The 25,680-nt window shown below is 63.3% G+C and carries 20 protein-coding genes; 3 read left to right on the top strand and 17 right to left on the bottom strand.

What is annotated here, in order from left to right:
- The first annotated feature begins 141 nt into the window (after positions 1–141).
- Both BM235_RS06045 and BM235_RS06050 read left to right on the top strand, forming a co-directional pair.
- Positions 142–633: a GAF domain-containing protein gene (locus BM235_RS06045; RefSeq protein WP_090110561.1), complete on the top strand. Its 492-nt coding sequence runs from the start codon at positions 142–144 to the stop codon at positions 631–633.
- A 21-nt stretch (positions 634–654) separates the two neighbouring features.
- The gene (locus BM235_RS06050) at positions 655–2,742 is read left to right on the top strand and encodes a class I SAM-dependent methyltransferase (protein ID WP_090110563.1); all 2,088 of its coding nucleotides are present in this window, start codon (positions 655–657) and stop codon (positions 2,740–2,742) included.
- 55 nt (positions 2,743–2,797) lie between these two features.
- On the opposite strand, the gene BM235_RS06055 is transcribed toward BM235_RS06050, so the two are convergent.
- Positions 2,798–3,214, bottom strand: a complete 417-nt coding sequence (locus tag BM235_RS06055; protein ID WP_090110565.1) for a GtrA family protein — start codon at positions 3,212–3,214, stop codon at positions 2,798–2,800.
- A 37-nt stretch (positions 3,215–3,251) separates the two neighbouring features.
- Positions 3,252–3,536, bottom strand: a complete 285-nt coding sequence (locus BM235_RS06060) for a YuiB family protein (RefSeq protein ID WP_090110567.1) — start codon at positions 3,534–3,536, stop codon at positions 3,252–3,254.
- Positions 3,537–3,705: 169 nt separating this feature from the next.
- On the opposite strand from BM235_RS06060, the gene hemQ reads away from it, so the two are divergent.
- A complete protein-coding gene (gene hemQ, locus BM235_RS06065; protein ID WP_090110569.1) occupies positions 3,706–4,452 on the top strand; it encodes a hydrogen peroxide-dependent heme synthase in 747 nt (248 codons plus the stop codon).
- A gap of 125 nt (positions 4,453–4,577) precedes the next feature.
- Here the strand turns inward: hemQ and BM235_RS06070 are convergent, their stop codons facing one another.
- The 15 genes from BM235_RS06070 to BM235_RS06145 form a co-directional block, all read right to left on the bottom strand.
- Positions 4,578–4,883 (bottom strand): family 4 glycosyl hydrolase, encoded by a 306-nt coding sequence (locus BM235_RS06070; RefSeq protein WP_090110571.1) that lies wholly within the window; start codon positions 4,881–4,883, stop codon positions 4,578–4,580.
- Positions 4,884–5,269: 386 nt separating this feature from the next.
- Entirely contained in the window at positions 5,270–6,583 is a 1,314-nt protein-coding gene (locus tag BM235_RS32460) for an HAD family hydrolase (RefSeq protein WP_255374086.1), read from the bottom strand.
- The gene (locus BM235_RS06085) at positions 6,580–9,051 is read right to left on the bottom strand and encodes a glycoside hydrolase family 95 protein (RefSeq protein ID WP_090110573.1); all 2,472 of its coding nucleotides are present in this window, start codon (positions 9,049–9,051) and stop codon (positions 6,580–6,582) included. The genes BM235_RS32460 and BM235_RS06085 overlap by 4 nt, the downstream gene beginning before the upstream one ends.
- A gap of 12 nt (positions 9,052–9,063) precedes the next feature.
- Positions 9,064–9,873, bottom strand: a complete 810-nt coding sequence (gene iolB / locus BM235_RS06090; RefSeq protein ID WP_090110575.1) for a 5-deoxy-glucuronate isomerase — start codon at positions 9,871–9,873, stop codon at positions 9,064–9,066.
- Positions 9,874–9,878: 5 nt separating this feature from the next.
- Positions 9,879–10,904: an inositol 2-dehydrogenase gene (gene iolG, locus BM235_RS06095; RefSeq protein ID WP_090110577.1), complete on the bottom strand. Its 1,026-nt coding sequence runs from the start codon at positions 10,902–10,904 to the stop codon at positions 9,879–9,881.
- A gap of 30 nt (positions 10,905–10,934) precedes the next feature.
- Positions 10,935–12,380 (bottom strand): CoA-acylating methylmalonate-semialdehyde dehydrogenase, encoded by a 1,446-nt coding sequence (locus BM235_RS06100; RefSeq protein ID WP_090110580.1) that lies wholly within the window; start codon positions 12,378–12,380, stop codon positions 10,935–10,937.
- 37 nt (positions 12,381–12,417) lie between these two features.
- The gene (gene iolC / locus BM235_RS06105) at positions 12,418–13,473 is read right to left on the bottom strand and encodes a 5-dehydro-2-deoxygluconokinase (protein ID WP_090110582.1); all 1,056 of its coding nucleotides are present in this window, start codon (positions 13,471–13,473) and stop codon (positions 12,418–12,420) included.
- Positions 13,470–14,390 (bottom strand): myo-inosose-2 dehydratase, encoded by a 921-nt coding sequence (iolE, locus tag BM235_RS06110; protein WP_090110584.1) that lies wholly within the window; start codon positions 14,388–14,390, stop codon positions 13,470–13,472. Before iolE ends, iolC begins: the two co-directional genes overlap by 4 nt.
- A 12-nt stretch (positions 14,391–14,402) precedes the next feature.
- A complete protein-coding gene (gene iolD / locus BM235_RS06115; protein WP_090110586.1) occupies positions 14,403–16,268 on the bottom strand; it encodes a 3D-(3,5/4)-trihydroxycyclohexane-1,2-dione acylhydrolase (decyclizing) in 1,866 nt (621 codons plus the stop codon).
- Positions 16,269–16,410: 142 nt separating this feature from the next.
- Entirely contained in the window at positions 16,411–18,561 is a 2,151-nt protein-coding gene (locus tag BM235_RS06120) for a DUF5054 domain-containing protein (RefSeq protein ID WP_110468937.1), read from the bottom strand.
- 183 nt (positions 18,562–18,744) lie between these two features.
- Positions 18,745–19,767, bottom strand: a complete 1,023-nt coding sequence (locus BM235_RS06125; RefSeq protein WP_090110588.1) for a LacI family DNA-binding transcriptional regulator — start codon at positions 19,765–19,767, stop codon at positions 18,745–18,747.
- Between the two features lie 385 nt (positions 19,768–20,152).
- On the bottom strand, positions 20,153–21,898 hold the full coding sequence (locus tag BM235_RS06130; protein WP_090110590.1) for a right-handed parallel beta-helix repeat-containing protein: 1,746 nt from the start codon (positions 21,896–21,898) through the stop codon (positions 20,153–20,155).
- 147 nt (positions 21,899–22,045) lie between these two features.
- Positions 22,046–23,713, bottom strand: coding sequence for a type 2 periplasmic-binding domain-containing protein (locus BM235_RS06135; protein ID WP_090110592.1), 1,668 nt, complete (start codon positions 23,711–23,713; stop codon positions 22,046–22,048).
- A 48-nt stretch (positions 23,714–23,761) separates the two neighbouring features.
- Positions 23,762–24,673, bottom strand: a complete 912-nt coding sequence (locus BM235_RS06140; protein ID WP_255374092.1) for a carbohydrate ABC transporter permease — start codon at positions 24,671–24,673, stop codon at positions 23,762–23,764.
- A gap of 15 nt (positions 24,674–24,688) precedes the next feature.
- Positions 24,689–25,597 (bottom strand): ABC transporter permease, encoded by a 909-nt coding sequence (locus BM235_RS06145; protein ID WP_090110596.1) that lies wholly within the window; start codon positions 25,595–25,597, stop codon positions 24,689–24,691.
- Between the last annotated feature and the right edge of the window lie 83 nt (positions 25,598–25,680).

A 25,680-nucleotide genomic window follows, 5' to 3' on the forward strand; every position in this document is an offset into this window, starting at 1 on the left:
AGAGTAACCGTATAATACATGAGTGAAACGATCGAGTCGCCAGTCTCCCGCATGATTCGACAGGCCCGCGTCCACGCCGGCGGGCGTCTTGGTGAACGTCCCCGCTATCCTTTATAATCGGATCAGAGAGGATGATTCGTAATGACGTTTAACCCGCAAGCCTATGCCGGCACGAGAGCGGAAAACGAGAAGCTGCTGCTGACGCAGCTGCAGCATCTGATCGAAGACGAGCCGTACCGCATCGCCAATCTAGCCAACGCCTCCGCGCTGCTGCGCGGCTACCTGGACGACATCAACTGGGTCGGCTTCTACCTGCTCGATGGGGATAGCGGCGGACTGGTGCTCGGTCCGTTCCAGGGCCTGCCCGCCTGCGTCCGCATCCCGCTGGGCAAGGGCGTGTGCGGCACGTCCGCCGCGCGCAGCGAGACGCTGCGCGTGCCGGATGTGCACGCATTCCCAGGGCATATCGCCTGCGACGCGGCGTCGCGATCGGAGATCGTCGTGCCGCTCTATGACGCCGCAGGCGAACTGATCGGCGTGCTCGATATCGACAGCCCGCTGCCGGATCGCTTCAGCGAAGACGATCAGCTGCTGCTGGAGCGATTCAACGCGCTGCTGGCGCAATATCTATAGATGAAGCAGGAGGTGAAACCGATGCTGAAGACGCTGGAGGCCATTGAAGCTTACCGACGTTCCCCCTATGCCGAGGAGGCGCTGTCCGCGGCGCCGCTTTGGCTGAAGCTGCTGGCTTCCTCGGAGGAGCCGGTCGTCAATCTGGAACGAATCGCATCCTTCAGCGAGCTGACGCAGTCCAACCCGGTGCTCGACTACGTGGAGCGAAGCCTGCGGCTGCTGGACGAACTGCCGGTCTCGTATTGGATCAAAGAGCTCGTCGAAGAAGCGCTCGCCTGGTGCGAGACGGCCAAAGGCGGTTCTCGCCGGGAACGGCTCAGCTGGCAGGCGCAGGGGATCAACTTCCGCGTGCACAATATCGGCTCGGCCCAGCTGTATGCGCGCCAGGAAGCCGCAGGCAAGCCGGGAGGCGAGCATGCGCAGCTCGTTCGCGCGCTCGTCGAGACGCACGGCCTGGTCGGCCAGGAGCTCCGCGGCGAGGTGCCGCCGCAGGACCACGACCCGCTGGCGCGTGCGCTGGAACGGTCGCTGGCCTCGGCGGAAGAGCGGGAGCGCCTGCTGATCGCGCTGAACTACTGCATCATCGCTGCGGTCTCCCCGGCGCTCTGGGCGGAGGTCGAGCCCGAGGTCGCCGCGATCGTGCGCCGGATCGCGGCCGGCAACCCGTCCGAGACACGGCTGCCGATCCGCGAGCGCCTGCGCCGGCTGCGGACGCAGTCGATCCGCAGGGGCGAGGACTTCGAGGGCGAGCTCGACGCGATCGACCCGGAGCAAGGTTTGCTCGCGGCACTGCAACCGCTTGAGCCCAAGACGTTCTGGTACGTCGAGTCCGCGCTCAAGGATTTTTCGCTCGAGCAGTTCCTGAAGGTGTTCGCCATCGTCGCAGGCGACGCAGCGCTGCCAGAAGTCAAGCACGTGAGCTTCGAGAATGTCATGAACGCGATGTACTACGACTATAAGGGCAGCAAAAAAATCAACGTCTATAAAAAGCGCATTATCGAGAAGTATCTGGGCGAGCTGGACTGGGACCGCATCCGGACGGGCGATGTACGGCACGACAATCCGCATCTCCGCCACCGGCTCGTCCGTAAGGATGGCCTGCCGGACACGCTGTTTTTTGATTTCGAATTTTCGCCGGCCGCGGACAAGCTCATCGATTTTTGCGTGGAGGCCGAGAAGTCGTCGCTCTACGAGAAGGCGGTGCTGCTGCTGTTCGACTTGTTCGAGCTGCGCCGCGACGCCTACGACCGCTTCCACAACGAAGAGACCTATCTCGCGGACATGAACAGCACGGCCGATTATAAAAAGGTCATTCTGGATTACGTCGTCGGCGAAAAGGCGCTGGACATCGGGCCCGGCGGCGGCGTGCTGCTGGACCTGCTGGAGGAAAAGCTGCCGCACGTCAAGGCCGTCGGCATCGACATCTCGGCGAACGTCATCGAAGCGCTGACCCGCAAAAAGCATGCGGAAGCCCGCGGCTGGGAGGTGCTTCAAGGCGATGCTCTGGCGCTCAAGGACTACGTGGAAGCCGGCAGCGTGGACACCGTCATCTTCTCTTCGATCCTGCACGAGCTGTACTCCTACATTCCTTATAATGGCTCGCGATTCAACCGGGACACGGTCGCCGCGGCGCTGAAGAGCGCGTTCGACGTACTCTCGACCGGCGGACGCATCATCATCCGCGACGGCATCATGACCGAGCCGGACGCGCGTCGCGTCATCCGGTTCCTGAAGCCTGACGGACCGGCTTGGCTTGAGCGGTACAGCCGGGACTTCGCCGGGCGCAAGATCGTCTACGAGCAGTTGAACGATCGGGAAGTCGTCCTGCCGGTCAACGACGCCATGGAATTTTTATATACGTATACTTGGGGCGAAGAAGCCTACGTTCACGAGGTGCAGGAGCAGTTCGGCTACTTCACGCCGAGCGCGTACGAGCGCTTCATTCGGGACACGCTGGGCGAAAAGGCCGAGATCGTCGTTATGCGCCACTACCTGCAGGAAGGATATACCGAAGCATTGGCGGATAAGGTCGCCCTGTTCGACGAACAGGGGCGCCCCGTACCGCTGCCGGACAGCACCTGCTTCATCGTCGTAGAACGACGCGCTTAAATGAAAAAGCCGACGCGAACGCGCCATGCGCTCCGTCGGCTTTTTTCCTATAACTTTAATTTTCGCGCCCCAGCTCCGACGCCTGCCTGAACACCCATAGCTTGCTCCCCGCGTAGTTGACGGCGAGCGAGGCTGCGACGGACACGAGCTTCGCGACGATCGGCGACAGGTCGAGCCCCTTCTCCGCGGCGAGCAGTACGCCGGTGGCGCACAAGAACGATAGCGCGTTGACGAGGCCGAACTTGATCAGCTCCTTGGCGCTGCCGCGCTCCCGCATGCCGAACGTCCAGCGCCGGTTCCACCAATAGCTATTGAGGAAAGCGAGGAAATAGGAGACGCATTGCGCCGGCAGCGACGACCAGTCGAGCGCGTAGACGAGCGCCGCGAATATCGCGATGTCGATGCCCGTATTCACCACGCCGATGGACGCGAACTTTAGGACGCGCTTGATTTCCTGGCTGTCGATTTTCATGGCTCGTCCCTCGTTTTCCCGGATATCCGCGCTTCGATCAGAACATTCGGTAGCCGCCGCGCCGCAGCGCGCGGATCGCCCACCCGCTCGTCAGGGCGCCGCCGATGCCGGCGAGGAACGGCAGCGTGAATACGCCGATGAACGCGAGCACGCTAAGCTCCGGATTCCAGAAATGCCATACGCCCAGCGGCAGCACGACGATCACATATATCCAAGTCGGCAGCCAGGTCGTCTTGATCAGCATGTTCAGGATGAAGCCGATGCCGAAGAACAAGACGAAGAACAGCAGCGTACCGAGAATCTCTTGCAAAATCTCTCTCATCTTAAATGTTAAGCCTCCCGGTCGGATGTGTGCTCTATTAGTTTACAAGATCGGTTTAAGGACAGTCAACGCACGAGACGCGACGGCGTTTGCCGGAGGGAGCGAATATACGCTAAAATGGGAAAAGCCATGTTGGACAAGGCACGACGAGAAGGAGAGTTGAAGCTAAATGAGTGAAGCCGCACAAACGCTGGACGGCTGGTACGCGCTGCACGACTTCCGCACGATCGACTGGACGGCCTGGAAGGCCGCCAGCCCCGAGGAACGCGAGACCGCGCGGCAGGAGCTGCTGGGCCTGATCGCGGACTGGCGGGCGACCGAAGCGCGCAAGGAAGGCAGCCTCGCCGTCTACGCGATCGTCGGCCAGAAGGCCGACTTCGTGTTCATGCACCTGCGCGAGACGCTGGAGGAGCTGAACGCGATCGAGAACGCGTTTAACCGCTCGGCCTTCGCCAAGTTCGCGAAGCCCGAATATTCGTACGTGAGCATCGTGGAGCTGAGCAGCTATCTCGCGCCGGCGGGGTCCGATCCGATGCAGATTCCCGAGGTCGCCGCGCGCCTTAAGCCGATCCTGCCGCAGTCCAAGCATATTTGCTTCTATCCGATGAACAAGCGCCGCCTGCTCGGCGACAACTGGTATTCGCTCTCGATGGACGAGCGCAAGACGCTGATGCGCAGCCACGGCATGATCGGCCGCAACTACGCGGGCAAGGTCAAGCAGATCATCACCGGCTCGATCGGGCTCGACGACTGGGAGTGGGGCGTCACGCTGTTCGCGGACGAGGCGCTGCAGTTCAAGAAGCTCGTGTATGAAATGAGATTCGACGAGGTCAGCGCGCGTTACGGCGAGTTCGGTCCGTTCTATGTCGGCAACCTGCTGACGGCGGACGGATTCGCGGATCTGCTGCGGGCGTAATTAACGATTGATCAAGCAGCTCAAAAAGCAAGCACCATCCGGCATGAACCGGACGCGCGCTTGCTTTTTCTTTATGCTTGCTCAAGGTCAGCGCAGCCTAAGGCCGCATGACACTCCCATCCCTTCTAAACGTAAGCGGGTAGTATATCGCCGTTCGCATCGAGCATCTCGTCGGCGAGCGCCTTGATCTGGTCGATCGGCAGCTCCGCGGATTTGTGCAGATCGAGTAGCGCGGCTTCGACGGCGAGCAACTGACATGTTGATGTTGGTACGGTTAAGCGCCGCCAGCTGCGGCGGCAGCGGACCGAGCGCGTCGGCGTGACGCCGTTCGCATCGAGGAAGAACGGCACCTCGGCGCAAGCTTCTTCCGTCAGGTTGGAGATGAGGCCGTCCGTGTTCAGCACTTTGCCGGCGATTTTTAAAGGCGTAATGGCTCGCGTGTCGTCGCCAGCGTCCTACCTATGCCACAATGCCTGCAAATTTACATCTAATTTTTCCGTTGTCGACCTTTTTGAGGTTAAAACATGCAAATACGCATTTATTTCGCTCCTTCATCCGGATTTCCGTCTTGTGCTCAGAATTTACCTGCACATTTGCAGGTATTTTATCAAGTGTCGCTCATCGTCAGAAAATACATGTACAAATGCAGGCTTCTTAACCCGCCAGACGGTGGAAAGCTCCGGTGCGAGGATAGCGCGCCCAATTTATATCTTCTGATCTTCTGAAAAAGCTCCCCATACGACAGCAGGCTTTTACTTGGCCTGTACTGCCTGATGGGGAGCCTGTCGAAAAGGGATAAAGAACAATGACGTCCGGTTTATTCCGCGATTTGGGCGATCAGGCTCCGAATCCGCACGGGAATCTCTTCGCGCAGCGCTTCCCAGGGGACGAACGCGTCCGCCGGCCATGCCCAAGGCAAATAGTCGAAGCGAGGACGGAAGCCGAAATCCCGCAAATGCCGCTCTGCGAGGGTATCCACGTCGATTGGCGCCCCCCTGCGGAATTCGCCCCCGAACATCGCGGGCTCCAGCAGGCCGCCCGTCCCTGCGTCTTCCATGCAGCAGGACGTCAGATCCGGGAGCAGGTGCAGCGCGTCCTCGATCGGCGCCATCGCGTGCTTGCCCGGCTGCACGTACAGCCGCACGCGGCGGCCGCCGACCAGATTGCCGCGGTCCCGGTTCAGCCCGAGGAGCCGTCTGCCGTGGAAGCTGGCCTCGCAGGAGACGACCTCCCCGTTATGGCCGACGTAGACCCAGACGTGCTCCAGATCGTACAGATGCTGAATGTCGTAGTCCCAATAAATCGCGTATTCGATGACGCAGGCGTGCCGGTCCCGGTCCAACTCGATTTGCCGGTTAAAAGAAGGAGAGGGGCCGTTTTCGCGGAAAACGGCGATGCCCGCTCGAATCGGGCGGAACGGCTCCCGCTCGTCCAGCAGCAGAATCGGCGCGTAGCGCGCGGCAAGCGTCTGCCAGGTCAGGTCGGCGGGGCTGCCGTCTTGCGCTGGCGGCTCCTCGGACGGGATGTTCTCCGTCCGAGCCGGCAGAGCATCCGGCCGGGCGCCGAGCCCTGCGGCTAGGCGCGCATCCAGCCTCTCCGCCAGCTCCAGCAGTTCCAGCGGCTCGCCGATCGTATAGTTCGGCCGTTCGCTCTCGTCGGCGGGATCGCGCGGATAGCGCGGCGTCCACCCGATATGGACGCTCGCGATGCCAAGCGCATTGGCGCCTTTGACGTCCCGGCTCAGGTTGTTGCCGACCATCGCGACGCGGCAGCATTCGTCCTCGCCGAGCTCGAGCGCGCCGAGCGCCGCCTTGAACATTCGCGCGCTCGGCTTGACCGCCTTGATATTCTCCGAATAGATCATCGCATCGAAATAATCGTACAACCCATGCTGCTTGTAGACATTTTTAAACGACTGGGCGTCGCCGTCCGCTACGAGCGCCAGCGTGAAGCCTTGCTCGTGCAGCGTCCTCACCATGACGTCGGCTCCAGGGATCAACTCGGCTCGGACGACGATGCCGTCCGCGTCCCGCACCTCCGTCGATTCGTCGACGATCGTGTCGCCGCTGTCCAGAAAGAGGATGAGTCGTCTCCGTTCGCTCCGCTCGGTCATTTCGCTCTTATCGCTCATTTAGAAGCTCCTCCTTCCATGGGCGACGCTTCCGAGGAAAGTCTGATCGTGTACGTACGGCCTTCCCGCGTGTCGAAACGGACGATGCCGTCCCCGGACGGATGAGCCTCAACCGTCATGCCGTCGTCCGAAGACACCGATAGAAGCGCGCCGCCGGATACCGCTGCGGCGCAAGGCAATCCGTACAGCGACATGATCGTCGCTTCAAGCAGCCTGCCGTCCGCCCACCGGACGCCGACTTCGAAGCCGCCCCTGGCCCGGAGGCCCCGGACGCTGCCTTCGCCCCAGGCGCCCGGCAGCGCAGGCAGCAGCTCGATGAACGGCTGGTGCGACTGCACCAGCATCTCCGCGATGCCCGCGGTGGCCGCGAAGTTGCCGTCGATCTGGAAAGGCGGGTGCGCATCGAACAAGTTCGGATAGAGTCCGCCGTGCTGCGGGCCGCGATCGTCCTCGCGCACGAGCCGCGTGAGCTGCTTCAGCAGCCGCAGCGCGCGGTCGCCGTCGCCGAAGCGGGCCCAGAACGCGATTTTCCAGCCTAGACTCCAGCCCGTGCCCTCGTCGCCGCGCACTTCCAGCGACTTGCGCGCCGCGGCGAACAGCTCGGGCGTCTCCCGCGCGGTGAGCTGCCTGCCCGGGTGGACGCCGAACAGATGGGACGTATGCCGGTGATGCGGGTCCTCCTCCTCGAATTCCCGGTACCATTCCTGCAGCCGTCCGTCCGCGCCGATCCGCAGCGGACAGAGGCGATCTCTCGCCTGCGCGAGCTCGGCGGCGAATTCCCCGTCGATGCCGAGCGCCTGCGCGGCCTCGATGCAGTTGGTGAACAAGTCCCAGATCAGGGACAGGTCCATCGTCGAAGCCATAGAAACGCTGGCGGGACCGTCCGGCGTCAGGAACCGGTTTTCCGGCGAGGTGGACGGATTGGTGACGAGGTAGCCCTGCTCGTCTTCGATCAGGAAATCGAGGACGAACAGCGCCGCATCCCGCATGATCGGGTAGGCGGTATCCCGCAGATACTTCTCGTCGCGCCCGAAGGCGAAGCGCTCCCACAGATGCTGGGCGAGCCAGACGCCGCCCATCGGCCACATCGTCCAGCTGGCGTCGCCGTGGCCGAAGTCGCCGACCGGCGCCGCATGGCCCCAGATGTCCGCGTTGTGGTGGGCGACCCAGCCGCGCGCGCCATAGTGCAGCTGCGCGGTCCGCCGCCCGCTGCGGGACAGCGTGCCGATGAAGTCGAGCAGCGGCTGGTGGCACTCGGCCAGGTTAGCCGTCTCAGCGGGCCAATAGTTCATCTGGGCGTTGATGTTCAGCGTCCAGTTGCTGCTCCAGGGCGGGCGCGTCGAAGCGTTCCAGATGCCTTGCAAGTTGGCGGGCTGCGTCCCGGGGCGCGAGCTCGCGATCAGCAGGTAACGGCCATATTGGAAAAGCAGCGTGGCGAAGTCTGGATCGTCTGCGCCATAGGCGGCGAGCCATTCGTCCGTCGGCAGGCCTGTCGGCGCGACCGAACCCGCCCCCGTTCCCTTGCTCGTATCTGCGTCGGCACCAAAGCTTCTTTTCTTGCCGCCCAGCTCCAGCTTCACCCGATCGTACAACGCGCGGTAATCCGCGATATGCGCAGCCTTGAGCTCTTCGTATGGCTGCGCCGCCGCATGTCCGGCGAGCGCGATCGCGATCGCCCCCGCATCGCGGCCGTCGGTGCCCGGCACGCGCGTCGGCCCGGCGAACCCGGTGGCCGCGGCGACGATCAGCGTCACCGCGTTCGCGCCGCGTACGCGCAGTCCGTCCGCCGCCACGCTGACCGAGCCGCCGCAGGCGATCGCTTGCAGGCAGCAGGCGAACCGCATCGCCTTCGCATCGTCGCCGTCGGCGTAAACGATCGGCCGATCCGTCTCGTAGTACGACGGATCGACATGCTCCGGCGCCGTGCCGCGCATGACCAGGCGCCCATCCTCGGCGCCGGCCGCATGCCGCAGCGGACTGTCCAGCGTCGCGTGCAGATCGATCGCGCCGGGTTCGCTTGCGGTCAGCCGCAGCACGAGCGCCTGATCCGGATGCGACGCGAACAGCTCCCGCGCGTAACGGATGCCGCCGACGCTGTATTCCACCCGCGACACCGCGTCGCCCAGATCGAGCGATCGCCGGTAATCGCGGCAGATATCCCCGTGCCCCATTCGCAGATGGAGATCGCCCAGCGGCAGGTACGACTGCGTGTACGCCCCCATCATCTCTTTGCAGGCGAGATCGGCTTCCGCGTACTTGCCCGCCCGAACGAGCTCGCGGACGCGGGGAAGCGCCTGCAGCGCCGCCGGATTGTTCACTTCCCTCGGATAGCCCGACCACAGCGTATCTTCGTTGAGCCCGATCCGCTCGCGCTCCGCGCCGCCGAACTGCATGGCGCCGAGCCGACCGTTGCCGAGCGGCAGCGCCTCCGTCCAGGCGGCCGCAGGCTTGTCGTATTGGAGTTTCATCCCTGCACCTCGTCAGCTTTTCTTTACGATCCAGGCATGGTCGGGATCGTTGTGGAACCGCCATACGCGCTCCGGCCCCGCCATCACGTTGAGATAGTACACCTCGTAGCCGGGCGGCGCGGAGACCGGGTGATAGCCCTTCGGCACCAGCACCGTCTGCCCGTCTCCGACGGCCAGCGTCTCGTCGAGCGAGCGGTCGTCCGTGTACACGCGCTGCACGGCGAAGCCCTGCTCCGGCTTGACGCGGAAATAGTACGTTTCCTCGAGCAACGATTCGTCCGGCAGCGCGTCGCGGTCGTGCTTGTGCGGCGGATAGCTGGACCAGTGGCCGGCCGGCGTGAATACTTCGACGACGAGGAGGCTGTCGGCCGGTTCGGACTCGGGCAAAATGTTGTGGATATAGCGCTCCGTCGACCCGCTGCCCCGGACCTCCGCGCCGACGTCGGCCGGCGCGATGAGGCGCGAGGCGCGGCCTCCCCGGCCGGGCGCGGCGCATACCGCCAGCTCGAGCGGCGTCAGCGCCTCGACGGCGAAGCGGTTGCCCGCCGGCACATAGACGGAGTAGGGCGGCGTGCCTTCGAACACGTCCATTCTCCCGCCGACGTCCTTCCACTCCCCGTCCGCAGTCGCGATATTCGCCTTTCCCGACAGCAGCACCAGGCAGAACTCCCGGTCCCCCGTTTCGCGGCTCAGCGTCGCCCCCGGCTCCAGCCTGTAAGCTTCGAAGCCGACGTAGTCCCAGCCTGCGGAGGCCGGCGTTACCGACAGCAGGCGTCCATCCTTATCCGGCACGGGCGACGGGCGCACGATCAGATCGGACATGCCGCTCACATCCCTTCCCGCAGGCTGTCCAGGTCGGACAGCTTCACGATGCGTTTATACTTGGCCGACAGCTTGGAAGCCAACGCGATCCGCTCGGCCCGGTAGGCGTCTTCGCCGCTCACCGGCACCGGCGTTCCGTTCAGCAGACACTCGATGAATTGCCGGGTTTCTTCGATATAGGCGCCATTGTAGCGTTCGAGGAAAAAATGGAGCGGCTTGTCGCTCCGCACGCCTTCCCTCGTCGCCACTACCGCGGTGTTCGGATAGTCGTTGGCCGCCGCTACGCTGCCGCCGGAACCGAACACTTCCGCGCGCTGGTCGTAGCCGTATGCCGCCTGCCGGCTGCAGTCGATGACGCCGAGCGCGCCGCCCTCGAAGCGCAGCGTGACGATCGCGGTATCTACGTCGCCGTGCGCCGCGAACGCCGGATCGATCAACACGGCGCCTTGCGCGAACACTTCTTCGACCTCGCGGCCCGACAAATAACGCGCCATGTCGAAGTCGTGGATCATCATATCCATGTAAATCCCGCCGGACACCTTAATATAATCGGCAGGAGGCGGCGAAGGGTCCCGGGAGGTGATCCGGATCATGTGCGACTCGCCCACCGCGCCCTCCAGCACATGCTCGCGGACGCGCTTGAAGTTGTGGTCGAACCGGCGATTGAAGCCCACCTGCAGCTGGACGCCCGCGAGACGAACGGCTTCGAGCGCCTCCTCCGTAGCGGATAGATCCATGCTGACGGGCTTTTCGCAGAAAATATGCTTGCCGTTCGCCGCGGCCCGTTTGATGAACGGGACATGCGTGTCGGTGGAGGAGCAGATGAATACGGCGTCGATCGCCGGATCGTCCAGCAGCGCGTCGCTGTCCGCGATCGCGATGCTTCGGGCCGCAGCCCATTCGCGCAGCTCTTCGCCCGCGTACGGATCGCTGATCGCGACGAGCGCCGCCTGCGGATCGCGCAGCAGGTTGTCCGCGTGAATCCGGCCGATCCGGCCCATGCCGATGATGCCGATGTTGATTTTTCTCATGCCGCATCGCCTTTCGTCAGTAGATATGGATTACCAGCGCGCCGTGACCATCTTCTTGCGCGTATAGAACTCGACGCCGTCGCCGCCGTTGGCGTGCAGATCGCCGTAGAACGACTTCTTAAAGCCGGAGAAGGGGAAAAACGCCATCGGCGCCGGCACGCCCAAATTGATGCCCAGCATGCCCGCATCGATCGTCTCGCGGAACTGCCGAACGCTCGAACCGTTCGCCGTAAACAGGCACGCGCCGTTCGCGAGCTCGGACGCGTTGGCGATGTCGATCGCCGCCTCCAGCGTATCGGCCCGCATGACCGACAGCACCGGCGCGAAAATCTCGTCCCGCCAGATCGCCATGTCCGTACCCACCCGGTCGAAGATCGTCGGCCCGACGAAGTAACCCTCGCCCCGCGCCGCATCGTCGAGTCGGCCGTCGCGCACCAGCTCCGCGCCTTCGCGCTCGCCGGCTTCGATGTACCCGACCGTGCGCGCCTTGTGCGAATCGCGGATGACCGGCCCGAGGAACACGCCCGGCTGCGAGCCGTCGCCGATCGTGAGCCGGTCCGCCGCCTCGCGCAGGCGACGGACGAGCTCGTCGCCGATGCCGCCGACCGCGACGACGACGGCGCAGGCCATGCAGCGCTCGCCGGCCGAGCCGAACGCCGCGCTCACGATTTCCTTGACCGCGAGGTCCAGGTCCGCGTCCGGCAGGACGATCGAATGGTTTTTGGCGCCTGCGAGCGCCTGCACCCGTTTGCCGTGCGCGGTGCCGGTCTTATAGACGTACTCGGCGACCGGCTGCGAACCGACAAAGGAGATCGCGCGGATACCGGGGTGCTCCAGAATGCCATTCACCACGTCGCGGGCGCCGTGCACGATGTTCAGGACGCCGTCCGGCAGGCCCGCTTCCTTGAACAGCTCGGCGAGACGGTTCGCCAAGAGCGGCGTGCGCTCCGAGGGCTTGAGCACGAAGGCGTTGCCGCAAGCGATGGCCAGCGGGAACATCCAGCAAGGCACCATCATCGGAAAGTTGAACGGCGTGATGCCGCCGACGACGCCGATCGGGTAACGGTACATGCCCGATTCGAGATTCGTCGCGATGTCGGGCAGCTGCTTGCCCATCATGAGCGAAGGCGCGCCCGCCGCGAATTCGACGCATTCGATGCCGCGCAGCACTTCGCCGTGCGCCTCGGCGTAGCTCTTCCCGTTCTCGAGCGTCACGAGCCGGGCGAGCTCCTCCCAGTGATCGACCAGCAGCTGCTGGTATTTAAAAAGAATGCGCGCGCGCTTCGGCACGGGCGTCCGGCTCCAGTCCTTGAAGGCGGCCTCAGCCGCGGCGACCGCGCGGTCCACATCCTCGCGCGAGGACAGCGGCACGTGCGCCAGCACCTCTCCGTTCGCGGGATTGAAGACTGCTTCAGTCCCTTCGCCCAATGCCTCGACCCATTCGCCGGAGATCCAGTTTTTCAGCGTGTTTGCCATATGCGATTCCCCTTTTCTGTGTTATTAGGATGGAAGGTCAATTTGCGACGATCTCTCCGCGCTCGCAGCGCGCGATATATTCCTCGACCTGCCGTACCGTCGGCATCGCGTCGGAGCAGCTGTGGCTGGAGACGACGATGCTCGCGGCGGCGCTGCCGAACGACATGCTGCGATCGACCGCCCAGCCGGACAGCAGCCCGTACAGGAAGCCTGCCGCGTAAGAATCTCCGGCGCCGAACGTCTTGATGACCTTCGCGGGGTAAGAGACGGCCCGGTGCTCGCCGCCGTCCCGGGTATACGCGACGGAGCCGGCTTTGCCATGCTTGACGATGACGAGGCCGGCCGCATGGCCGAACCACTTGGACGCCGTGAACGCGTCGCTGCGGTCCGGGTTATGCTCGAAGCGCTCCATGCTGTCGAATTCTTCGCGCGTGCCGACGATGATGTCGCTTTTCTCGGCGGCCAGATTGTAGTAAACGGCCGTCTCTTCCGGGGACTTCCACGTATAAGGGCGGTAATCGATGTCGAAGGCGACGGCGGTGCCGTGCCTGCGCGCATAGGTAAGCGCCAGCAGCGCGGCCTCGCGGGACGGACTCGCGGCGAGCGCCGTGCCCGACAGGAGCAGCAGCCGGCTGCGCGCGATCAGCTCCTCGCTCACCTCGGACGGAGAGAGCAGCAGGTCCGCGACGTTGTCCCGGTACATGAGAATGCTGCAATCGGACGGGCTTTTGATCTCGGTAAAAGCGAGTCCCGTCACCGCGCCCGTCCGGTCGGTCGACACGCCCCGCGTATCGATGCCGTCGCGCCGCAGGTAACCCTCTATGAAGCGGCCCATCTGGTCGTCCGCCAGCTTACCGATGAACGCCGTCCGGAGTCCGAGCCGGCTCGCGCCGATCGCGATGTTGGCCGGAGAGCCGCCGACGTACTTCGTGAAGGTGAGCGTCTCCTCCATCGGACGGTTGATCTCGTTCGCGTTCAGATCGATGCATAGGCGTCCGAGCGCCGTCAGGTCGAACTCGCGTCCTTCCGGCAACACCAAACCCGCCGTCCGGCCCCCGCTTACGTTACTGCCGTTGCCGCGTTGCGCGCTCATGCCCGTTCCTCCTTCTCTTGTTCGCTTATTAGCGCCGACAGATAGGCCAGCGACCGCGCCGCGTATTCGCGCGGAGGGTGCGCCGCCGGATCCTGCTCGCCCTCGAGCATCGCCCAGCCGTCGTAGCCGCGCGTCCGCAGCTCCCGCACGATCGGGCCGAAGTCGATGCCGCCGTCGCCCGGCACGGTGAATACGCCTCTGCGGATGCAGGTGACGAAGTCTACGCCGCCGGCGCGCGCCGCTTCGAGCTCGCTCAGACGCACGTCTTTCAGATGGATGTAGGCGATGCGATCGTAGTGCTTGCGCAGCAGCGCGAGCGGATCCGCCCCGCCGTACAGCGCGTGCCCCGTATCGTAGAGCAGAAATACGGCTTCGGGGTCGGTCATGTCCATGAGCCGGTCGATCTCCTCCGCAGACTCGATCGCGGTGCCGCCGTGATGGTGGTAGGTCAGCTTGAGACCGAGCTCGCGCGCGACCCTTCCGGCCTCGTTCAGCCCTTCGGCCAGATGGCGCCAGCCGTCTTCATCGAGCCGCAGCACCTCGCGCTCGTTCGGCGTGCGCCGCGGATCGAAATGGAGCGAGCCGCCGACTTCGCAGGTGCTGATGACCGTGCTGCCCATGTCGCGCAAAAACGCGGCGTGCTTTCGGTAATCCGCGAGTTCCCGTTCGCGGTAAGCCGGATCGCTCAGCAGTACGGACTTCCAGCGGGAGACGAGCCGGATGCCTCGCGCGTCCAGCAGCTTGCGCAGCCGATCGCGGTCCTCCGGGAATTTGCGGCCCATCTCGGTGCCCGTCAGCCCCAGCGCGACGATATCGTCCAAAATTTGCTCGCAGGTCGTCTCCTCGCCATGCTCCCGTACGTCCTCGCCGACCCAGTTGATCGGATGAATGCCCATATTCCAAGGAAAAGCGCTCACTGAAAATCCCTCCTAATAAGGTCTGGCCTCGCCGATCCTCCGCTTCATGTCCGCATGCGCCGCGACCACCCGCTCGCCTGCCGACACCTCCGGTACGCCCACGTTCCACCACGACTCGTAGCCGTCCGTATTCGTGCCGGGCAGCACGGAGATCTCGATCAGCGTCGTGACCTGCTCCTCCCGGGCGCGCATCAGCGCCTCGCGGAGCGTCTCGGCCGAATCGGCCTTGTAGGCGGCCGCTCCCAGACTGCGGGCGTGCGCCGCGAAGTCCATCGGCATATACGCGCCGGTGTAGCGAGATGAGGATGGCTCGCGGTAGCGGAATTCGTTGCCGAAGCCGTCGCTGCCGTGCCCGCGCTGCAGGTTGTGGATGCATTGGAAGCCGTGGTTGTCGAACAGCAGGATCGTGAACTTGCGTCCCTCCTGCAGGCTCGTGACGAGCTCGGAGTGCAGCATCAGATAGCTGCCGTCGCCGACGAGCGCGTACACCTCGCGATCCGGCGCGGCCAGCGCCGCGCCGAAGGCGCCGCTCACCTCGTAGCCCATGCACGAGAAGCCGTATTCGAGATGGTAGCCGTCCGGCGTGCCGGTCCGCCAAAGCCGCTGCAGGTCGCCGGGCAGGCTGCCTGCCGCGCATACGATGACCGCCTCGTCGCCGAGCGTCTCGTTGACGACGCCGAGCGCGCGCGTCTGCGCCAAGCCGTCCTCGCGCTCGAGCGCGTACAGCCGGTCGATCTCGGCGTTCCACAGCGCGCGGATATCCGCGATCTCGTCTGCGCCGTAAGCGGTGCGATAGCCGAGCGCGAACAGACGCTCAAGCAGCATCTCCAGCGCCCCCTTCGCATCGCCGATCCAGGCCGTGCCTTCCAGCTTGGCGGCGTCCAGGCCGTTGACGTTGATATTGAGAAAGGCTGCGCCCTCGCGGGCGAACGCGGACTTCGAGGCGGTCGTGAAGTCGGAGTAGCGGGTGCCGATGCCGATAATCAGGTCCGCCTCCTTCGCGAGCCGGTTCGCCGCGAGCCCGCCCGTCACGCCGATGCCGCCTACGTTGAGCGGATGGCTCCAGGGCAGCGAGCCGCGGCCCGCCTGCGTCTCGGCGACCGGGATGCCGAAGGCTTCCGCCAGCGCGGCCAGCGCCTCGGACGCGCCGGAATAGCGGACGCCGCCGCCGGCCACGATGAGCGGTCGCTTGGCCGCGGCCGCAAGACGGACGCAGCGCTCGATCGCCTCCGGGGCGGGCAAGGTGCGGTCGCGGTAATAAACGCGCTTCGCGAAAAAGGAAGCCGGATAGTCGTAGGCCTCGGCTTGCACGTCCTGCGGGAGCGCGAGCGTCACGGCGCCCGTCTCCGCCGGATCCGTCAGCACGCGCATCGCGTTCAGCGCCGCGCTCATGAGCTGCTCCGGCCGGACGATCCGATCCCAGTAGCGGCTGACCGGCTTGAAGCAGTCCGTGGCGGACACGGTGTAGTCGCCCGGCGCCTCGATCTGCTGCAGCACCGGATCGGGCTGGCGGGACGCGAAGTTGTCGCCGGGCAGCAGAAGCAGCGGGATCCGGTTGACGGTCGCGGTGCCCGCCGCCGTCACCATGTTGAGCGCGCCCGGCCCGATCGAGGACGTGCAGGCGTAAATTTGCTTGCGGTTTTTCTGCTTGGCGTACGCGGTCGCGGCATGGGCCATGCCCTGCTCGTTTTTGCCCTGCACGTAGGTCAGGCTGCCCGGGCTTCGCTCCAACGCTTCTCCGATGCCGGTCACGTTGCCATGGCCGAAGATGCCCATAACGCCCGCCACGAACTTCGTCTCTACCCCGTCCTCGCTGATGTACTGCGCGTCCAGGAACCGGAGCAGCGCCTGCGCCATCGTCAGTCGGATCGTTTCCATAAGCCAAGTCCTCCAATCGTTTAATGGGATTAAGCGCTTAATCCAACAGGCGAGAAAAACGGTTGCGAAATCGCATTCGATCTCGCTCCGCCGCTATTCCGCACCGTGCTCTCGGCGTCTCCCCGCAGCCGGTCCGCCGCCTCTAGATCGGATTCGACCGCAGCTTCAGCCGGAAGCGGAATTTCCCGTCTTCCCCGTACCACATCGGGAAGTTGGTGCCCCAGATGTTGTTGTGCAGGTTAAAATGCCAGCCGCCGTCCAGCGTCGCGAACGTGCCGTCGAACTGAAGCAGCCTCCGCTGTCCGGGCGCCGCAAGCGCTGCATCCAGCGTCACGATGTCCGCCTCGCCGTCCGCTCCCCGGTAGTTCACGCCCGTGCCTACGGCATGCAGGTTGCGGTTGCCGCCTTGCACGACCTGCAGCGGCGACACGGCGCTACCCATTTTGTCCATCGTCCAGCGGTTCGGATTGCCGACCTGGAGTCCGCAGCCGAACCAGCTCGCCTCGGGCAGCCGGCTCGCGTCCTTGCCGAACCACTGCAGCGTCAGGCCGATCTCGTCCCTGTCGTCCGCGCCGAACGCATAAGTCAACTCCAGCTCCCGCGGCGCGCCGTACAGCGTCCACGATTCCTCGGGCATGCGCAGGCGTAGCACGTACCGCTCACCCGAAGTATCCGCCGCATGCCGAATGTCGACAATCGTAGGCCGGTAGGCCTTGTGGCTCGGCAGCGGGCGGACGAATTCGAAGCCGGGCTTGCCGAAGTCGGCGTCGGCCCAAGGATGGGTGACCGGCAGATTTTGCATGTACGTGCGAAAATAATGACCGTAGCTGTCCGTGCCGAACGTCTCGTACACGTAGGCGCCGACGCCTCCGCCCTCGCCTTCGGCGACCCACTGCTTGCCGGCGCTGTCCGACAGATGCGAGAGCGAACCGTCGTCCGCAAAAGCGAGCTCGAACCCGCCGCTCTTGTACCGCTCGTGCGGGCGCCGCTCGGCGAAGCCGGCCGTATCCGTATCCGTATCCGTATCCGTATCCGTACGGCGCGGCTCCAGCTCGGCGAGCGCCGCCTCCGCTTCTACTCGGAGCGCCGAAGGCAGCGCCTGGACCGCTTGCTCGACATACGCGCGCTGCTCCGCCCAGGAGCGCTCGATCATGGCGTACGACCGCACGCTCTCTTCTCCTTCGAACAGCCCGGCCGAATGCTTGTCGAATTCGTCCATGGCGAACGCGCCGATGTAGGCGAACTTCGCGGGCTGGTCGTGCGGATCGACGATGTCTCGGCGGCGCGCCTCCATGAAGTCGGCCTTGGCATAGTTGCGAAAATCGGGCAGCCACTTCTTTACGTCCAGCCCCCACGTATGCTCCGCGGTGAGCAGCAGCGCCTCGTTTATCGCGCGGCAGGCAGCTTCGTCCGCCCGCAGCCTACCATTCGCCAGCCACTCGCCCCGCAGCCGCTGCAGCGTACGCAGCCTGGCGAGCTTCAGCGGATCGGTGCCGGCGCCGTGAATCCAAGTGTCCCCGATCTCCTCGCGGACGACCGGCAGCTTGCCGCGTACGGTCTCGAGCTGCAGCGCAAAGGCGTCCATCGTCGAGGCCAGCACCTGCGCGCCCGGATAGCGACGTTCGATGTCCCTGAACTGCTGGCGAATCTCCTCCGCATCCGGCGGTCCGCAGTTGTCGCCGGTATGGGCGAACAGCAGCGCGTCGCCCAGTCCCTCGACCTCCACCGCCTCGCCGTAATTGCCGGCGTAGTTGACGATGATCTCCGAGCCGTCTTCGGCCTGCCAGCGGAACAAGCGAGGCACGTCGGGCCGCTTGGAAGCCGGATTGACGCCGAGATGCAGGTAACGCAGCCCTGCCTGCGCCATAAGCGGCACCATGCCGAGCGTATGCCCGGGGACGTCCGTCATCTTGGCCGCGACGGTCCGCTTGCCGAAGCGCTTATCCAGCTCGAGGCCGATCGCGAGACCGGCCTCGAACAACCCGGCGTCCATCAGCTCGGTATGCGTCGTGAACGGCAGGCCGTGCCAGGCGATATGGCCTGCCGCGATCGCGCGCGCCATGCGCGCCTTGTCCTCGGGCCGCGCTTCGTCCAGATAGCGGCTAATCAGCCAGGAGCCGGTCGTCCATACGAAGCGCTCGGCGCCGCCTGCCGCCTCCAGCTGCTCGGCGAGCTCGATCGCCTTCGGTATATAGTCGTCCATGTACTGCCGGACGACCTGCTCCGCGAGGTGGGTGAATCCGATATCCAGATGCGTTTTGAAAATGACGTGCACGCGTTCGATTGGCGCCACCGCCGCATTCCCCCTGCAACGTTTAGATTACTTCCTCTACTTTAAACGATAATCCCAAAAGGGTAAAGCGCTTAACCTAATATTAAAAAAGAGCCCCGCCGTTTTCAACTCTAAAAAAGCGACATGGCTTCGGATGCCTTCTGCGGACAGCCGGAGCGCACTCCAGGCTTCCGCGATTCCTCATTAATCGAGCTCCGCCGTGCCCGGCATGGCCGTCGACTCGCGCTCGACGAGCTCCGGCTGCATGACGATCCGCTGAGGAACGAGGCCGGCGCTCTCCTGCCCGCTTCCGATCAGCAGCTCAAAAGCCAGCTTCACCATCTGCTCGATCGGCTGTGCGATCGTCGTCAGCAGCGGATTGGTCGCCGTCGAGAGCAGCGTGTTGTCGTAGCCGACGACGGACAGCTCGGCAGGTACGCTGATTCCGGCTTCCCGCGCCGCTTGGAGCGCCCCGACCGCCAACAGCTCGTTGCTGCAGAACACCGCCGTCGGCCGGTCCTCGCGCCGCAGCAATTCGAGCGTAGCTCGTTTGCCGTCCTCGATGCTGGAGGCGCAGGGCAGGATGTCGCGGTCTTCGAGCCGGATGCCGGCCTCGAACAGCGAGAAGCGGAAACCCCGCACCCGCTCCTGGCTGCTGCTCACCTTCAAGTCCTCGGCGAGCACCGCCATCCGGCGGTGGCCCAGCGCGAGCAGATGCGCGGCGGCGAGCGTCGCGCCCCGGAAGTCGTCGGTGGCGACGCCGCTCACCGGCAAGCCCTGCACCTCGCGGGCGATCGTGACTGTCGGCAGCGGCTTCTCGGCCAGCTGCGCCAATATATCCGCGCCACCGCCGGTGCCGATGAGAATGCCGTCGACGCTTTTCTGCTCCAGCAGCCGAATATACGCCAGCACGCGTTCGTCCTGATTGTCCGTGCTGCACGTGATGACGCTGTATCCCGCCGAATGGGCGATATCCTCGACCGCCCGCGCGATTTCCGCGAAAAACGGGTTGGCGACGTCCGGGATGAGCAGTCCGAGCGTATACGTCTTCTTGCCCGTCAGCGCCGACGCGATGACGCTCGGCTGGTAGTTTAGCCGCTCCATCACTTTCAATATTTCTTCGCGTTTCTTCTTGCCGATCTTGCCTTTGCCGTTGATGGCATTGGAGACGGAAGCGATCGATACGCCCGCCTCTCTGGCGACATCGTATATCGTAGTCGGTTTCATAGACGCAGCCCCACTTCAATCGAATCAGAAAAGCGCGCAAGGCGCGCGCCTAGGGCTATTATCCGATGTCGGAGCCGTCATTGCAATCGGTGCCGAAGCTCTCGCGCAAGGTTAGTCTCCAGGTTCGGGAGTTCTGCGCCTCTCACGCCCCCCGCCCCGCCGTCGGACATCCTTACTGTCTTCGCAACCGCCGTCCCCGAAATAGCTGCATTTTTGCATCTACTTTCTCCGTTAAACCAGGGCCGGTCGCGATAAGCGCAAATATGCAGTTATTTTTGTTACTGGTGGCGCATGGGACCGGATTGGACAGAAATAGATGCATTTTTGCAGTTATCGGTTCCAAAGCGCTCGGATCGGTCAGAAATAAATGTATATTTGCAGCTATTTAATCTGTCGAAACTATAAACCGGTTGTCCCGAACGTCCGTATCCGCGCAATCGCTCATCCGAATCGTCTCCTCGATCGCGCCGAAGCCGCCGCCTGGTACCGCCGCCGCCCGAATCTCGTTGTCCCTAAAAGAAACGCCTGCCGCTCCCTTCGCCTTTAGCACGACGGCCTCCCGCGTCTCGAAGCGATTGCCTTCGATACGGATGTGACGGTGTACCGGCCGCGCCGCGTCCGGCACGTCGACCGCCGGCGTGATGGCGATCGCCGGGCACTCGGCGTCTCCGCATTCGACGAACCGATTGTCCCGGATCGTCAGGTCATGTACCGGACCCGACTCGAACCAGGACGACGCGTCCCCTTCGATCAGGATGGCGTTCATCCGCATCCGCTCGAACGTATTGCCTTCGATCGTCGCCTTGCGGCGCGTCGTGATCAGGATGCCTCGCGTCGGAATGCGGGCGAAGCGGTTGCCGGCGATGCGCACCTCCGGCGTCCAAGTCACGTTCTCGACGACATCCCCCGGCTCGCTATCATCCACAGCCGGTGCGTGCTCCGCCAATATCAGTCTTATTGTCCGGTCGTCGATCCGCTCCACTGAATGCACCCGGCCGGTTCCGAACGCCGTTAGCGTGCGGCGCCTCGCGAACTCGATCTCGTCGCCGGCCCGAAACGCCTCGAAGCCGTAGCTCTGCGGATGCATGAACCGCACTTCCACCGCGTTCGGCGACGGCCTGTCCACGATTTGCAAATACGTGCCGTGGATGTTAATCGCGTCGTCGTGAGCGCCGGCAAACCGGGAGTCCGCGATCTCGATCCGGCCCCGGCAGCCCATCAGATGGATACAGTCCGCGAAGGCTGCGACGGTCCTGCCCGTCTCTGCACGCGGCGCAAGCGCCATCCGCAAAAAAGTTAAGTTCTCGCTGAACTGCCCCACGATGCCCAGCCCGTGCATAAAGTGCATGCCTACGCCTTCCATGACGACATCGCGGCTGTCCAGCAGGAAAGCGCCGACCTGGTCGCGGATGCCGTCGCGGCTCTGCAGGACATAGCCGGGTTCTATCCCTGCCAGCACCTTGACCGCAGACGCCGCATCGCCGAAGCCCAGCCGAACCAGACCCGGCTCGATCGACTCCGCCTTCGTCGCCGCCTCGATCAGATTGTCGATACGCCAGGTCGTATCGCGCGCCGGATCGTATGCCTGCATCGGTCCCTCGCGGAACCGCCAGCCCTTTCCGATCCAATAGAGCTTGCCGTCCTCCACGACACAGCGTGAATCCGCATGAATCTCCAGCTCGATCCAGTCGTCGCCGACGCCCGTCACCTTCGCCTCCGTCACCGTCGGCTCCGCGTAATCCATGTGCAAGTTACGAATCGCGATCCGTTCGCAACCGTCCAGCGCGAGCATCGTCTGCTTGCCGTGAAAGACGAATAGCGCCCCATCGCCGTCCAGCGTCAGATCGCGCACGCCGTTCATATAGATGCCGATCGTCTTCGTAATGTCCGGATTCTCCGTCTCGCTGGCCGTGTTCGTGATGAAATAAGGCACGCGAGCGGCTTCCTCGGCATAAAAATCGTATCGGCCCGGCCCGCATGTCAGAAGCGCCGGTCCCCCCGCGCTTGCAGCCGCCGCGATCGCCCGCCGCATCGCGGACACCGTATCCTCGCCGGAATCCGCCCGCGCGCCGAAGTCTTCGAGCCGCCATACCGTCGGCTCCGCGCCCGCCTGTTGTTCCGTATCGCGCATGATTCTCCCCCTGCTCCTTCAAGCTCTTCGCGCACAAGCAAGGAAATGCCCGGCCGGCTACCCGGCAGGCATTTCCTCAAGTTTATCTCAAGCTTCCTCTTGCTTTCCTCTAGCACTCTAGCATTCCGTAAGCCCTACTTCAACCGCTTACTTCCCCTGCTTCGCCATCTCCGCCGTCACTTCCGAGATTGCCGTCTGCAGCCCCTTGCCGTCGTAGCCTTTGACGATATCGTGCCACATCGCGACCGGATCGTCCTTGCTCAGGATCATGCGGGTGAAGTCGTCGTCGAAGTTGATCGCCGACAGCTTATCCTTGGCCGGCGTCGACATCGTGAAGATCTCGAATGCCGTCGGGATCGGCTTGGCGTTTTGCATCTGCCAGTTCAGTTCGTCCTGGACGAACTGTACCACATCGTCGCCCTTCGCGGCTCTATTAATCGGCGAATCCTCGATCGCGCTCACGTTGCGCCACATCGCCAGCTGCGAAATGATGTCCATGGACGGGTATTCCTTCTTCAGATCGATGTACGAATCGCCGTCCTTCGGACGCGTAATCGTGTATTGATCGCCGCTCTTCGTGAAGTCCTTGCCCTCGATGCCGTAGTCGAACATCTCCTTGCCTGCCGGAGAGAGCAGCCAGTCGTAGATGCGCAGGATGCGGTCGAGCTTCTTGTCGTCGACGTCGGCGTTGATCATCGTCTCGGACCACCACGAGTTGGTCGTATGGCGATAAACCGTTCCGTCGGCCGCCGGCCACAGGTGCAGAAGCTTCACGTGGTCGAAGAATTTCTCGCCGGGATTGTTTTTCTCCCACTCGGCCCGGATGCCCGTCGAACCGCTCACCGAATCGACGTTAAACGCCAGCGCGCCCGCTTTGTTCTGATAGAACTTCTGGTTGGCCTCGCCGGCCTTTTCGACCGCGAAGTCCTTGTCGAGCGCCCCGTCCGCGTACATCTTGCGGGCTTGCGCGACGACGTTGTCCATTTGCTTGGACGCATAGAACGGGATCCACTTTCCGTCCTCCTGCAGCCAGCTTTGATTGCCGAATTGCGGGAAGGTCGGGACGAACACCGATTTGAAATAGCCGAGCGTGTTCATGACGATGCCGGTCGTGTCCTGCTTGTTGTTGCCGTCCGGGTCCTTGGTAGCGAACGCTGTCAGCATCGCTTCGAACTCTTCGAACGTTTTGGGATCCTGAATGCCCAGCTTGTCCATCCAGTCCTTGCGGACGTAGATCGCGCGGTCCACGGCCCACAGGTCGGTGTTCGGATACGTCATGCGCGGTATCGCGTACAGCTTGCCTTCGCGGTAGATGCCCTGCACTTCCGGCGCCTTGGCGACCTTCTCGACGTTCGGATAAGCGCTCAGATCGTCGGGCAGCGCATGCACGAGCCCTTGCTTGACCCATTCGTTATAAGTGGCGGGATTGTCGTTCGTGATGCTGTTCGTGATGATGTCGGGCAGCTGTCCGGCCGCGGCCCACACCTGCGCTTTTTCTTTGTAGTTGTCCCACCCGATGTCCATCGGCTTCAAGGTGACGTTGAAGTCTTTCTCGAGCTTCAGCAGGATCTCGTCATGCTTCTCGAAGCCGACCCCGATGCCCCACCAGGAGACGGACAGGTCCAAATGCTCCGCGAACGGATTGGCGTCCCCCGCAGGGGAGGCCGAAGCGGAAGACGCTGCTTCCGAAGAAGCGGCGGCCGGCGCGGAAGACGAAGCCTGTTCCTCGTTCGAATCGTTGCCGCAGCCCGCGAGCACGGTAGCCAGCATGACGGCGGATAGTCCTGCAGAACCCAGAAGCTTCGCTTTTTTCATGTGTGTAGTCCCCTTCGATATTTTTATAATAAAAGCTTGTCGCTCTTACTATCCCTTGATCGAGCCGATCAGCACGCCTTTGGCGAAATATCGCTGCATGAACGGGTACAGGCAGACGATCGGCAGCGCGCTGACGACGAGCACCGCCATCTTGAGCATCTCCGGATACAGGCCCGAATCTTGGAAGCGGACGCTGGTCGTAATGCCGGACAGCACCTGCGCATAGTTCGTGAGCAGCTCCCTCAGCAGCGCCTGCAGCGGCAGCAGGTTCACGTCGGTCATGAACAGGACGCCGTACCACCATTCGTTCCAGCGGTCGACCGCATAGAAGAGAGCGATCGTCGCGATCATCGGCTTGGAGACGGGAAGCGCGATCTTGTAGAACACCTGGATATCGTTCGCGCCGTCGATTTTCGCGGACTCTTCGAGACCCGCCGGCAGCGTTCGGAAAAAGGCGATGCAGATCATCAGGTAAAACGTATTGACCGCGACCGGCAGCACCATGACGAACAGGTTGTTGATGAGATGCAGGTTTTTCATCGTCAGGTAGAAAGGGATGAGGCCGCCGTTGAAAAACATCGTGAAGATGATGCCCGACATGATTATCCCGCGCCCGGGGTAGCCCTTCTTCGACAGTACGTAGGCGCCCGTCAGCGTGACGATCAGGTTGACCGACGTGCCGACGACCGTCACGAACAGCGTGACGAGGAATGCCTTCAGGAAGCGCGGCTCCTGGAAGATGTAGCTGTAAGCCGTCGTCTTGAACGTCGTGGGGATCAGGTAGACGACCTGCTTGGATACCGCCGCCGAATCGCTGAAGGACATGATCAGGACGTTGTAAAACGGGAACAGCGTGCCGATCGTCAGCAGGATCAAAACGGCGTGGATGGCGATGTCGGCCCAGTTCCAACGTCTGCGGCGGAGAGCGGACGGCGCCGGCTCGGCGTTCGCTTTTCTCATGATCGTCGTCTCCATCTAGACCAGCCCCTCTCCGCCGAGTTTTTTCACCATGTAGTTGGCGCCGTACAGGAGGGCGAAGTTAAGCACCGCTTTGAACAGTCCCGCCGCCGTCGTCACCCCGAAGCTCGAGCCGTCCGCAAAGGCCGCCCGGTACACATAGGTGTCGATGATATCTCCCGTCGCGTAGACGCCGGGGTTGTACAGATTGAAGATCTGATCGAACCCGCCGTTCATCGCGTTGCCCACGGCAAGGATGAGCAGGATCGCCGCCGTGCCCCGGATCGAAGGCCAGGTGATCGCCCGCAGCTGCTGCCAGCGCCCGGCGCCGTCGACGCGCGCGGCCTCGTACAGTTCCGGGTTGATGCCTGCGATGGCCGCCAGATAGATGATCGCGCTCCAGCCGACTTCCTTCCAGATGTTCGACAAGAAGATGATCGGGCGGAACAGTCCGGGGTCGGTCAGAAACGTCTGTTTCCCGAAGCCCAGCGCCGCGAAGATCTGATTCAGGACGCCGTCGTTGCTTAAGAAATTGAACATGATGCCGCTTACGATGACCCACGAGATGAAGTGCGGGAACGTGTACACGGTCTGGTAAAACTTTTTCAGCTTCTGCCGAACGACCTCGTTGATCAGCAGCGCGAGCGCGATGGCCGCCGGAAATTCAAGCGCGATCCGTCCGACGCTGATGATGATCGTGTTGCGGAACGCACGCCAGAACTCGCTCTGCTTGACCAGCTCCTCGAAGTTGCTCATGCCGATCCACGGGCTGCGGAGTATTCCTTCCCGGATGTGGTATTCCTTGAATGCCAGCAGAACGCCGTACATCGGGAAGTATTGGAACAGCACGTAGAACAGCACGGTCGGAAGGAGCAGGATGTACAAATAACGGCTCTTGTAGATTTCCTTCCCTAATCTTTTTTCCATTGCGTACCTCCCGTAAGCGCTGCCATTGCTCTGGGACTTATTATCCCTCTCGGCGGCCGCGCGGGGTATGCACGGGATTTATG

The sequence above is a fragment of the Cohnella sp. OV330 genome (assembly GCF_900112065.1).
In the GTDB taxonomy this organism is placed as follows: Bacteria; Bacillota; Bacilli; order Paenibacillales; family Paenibacillaceae; genus Cohnella.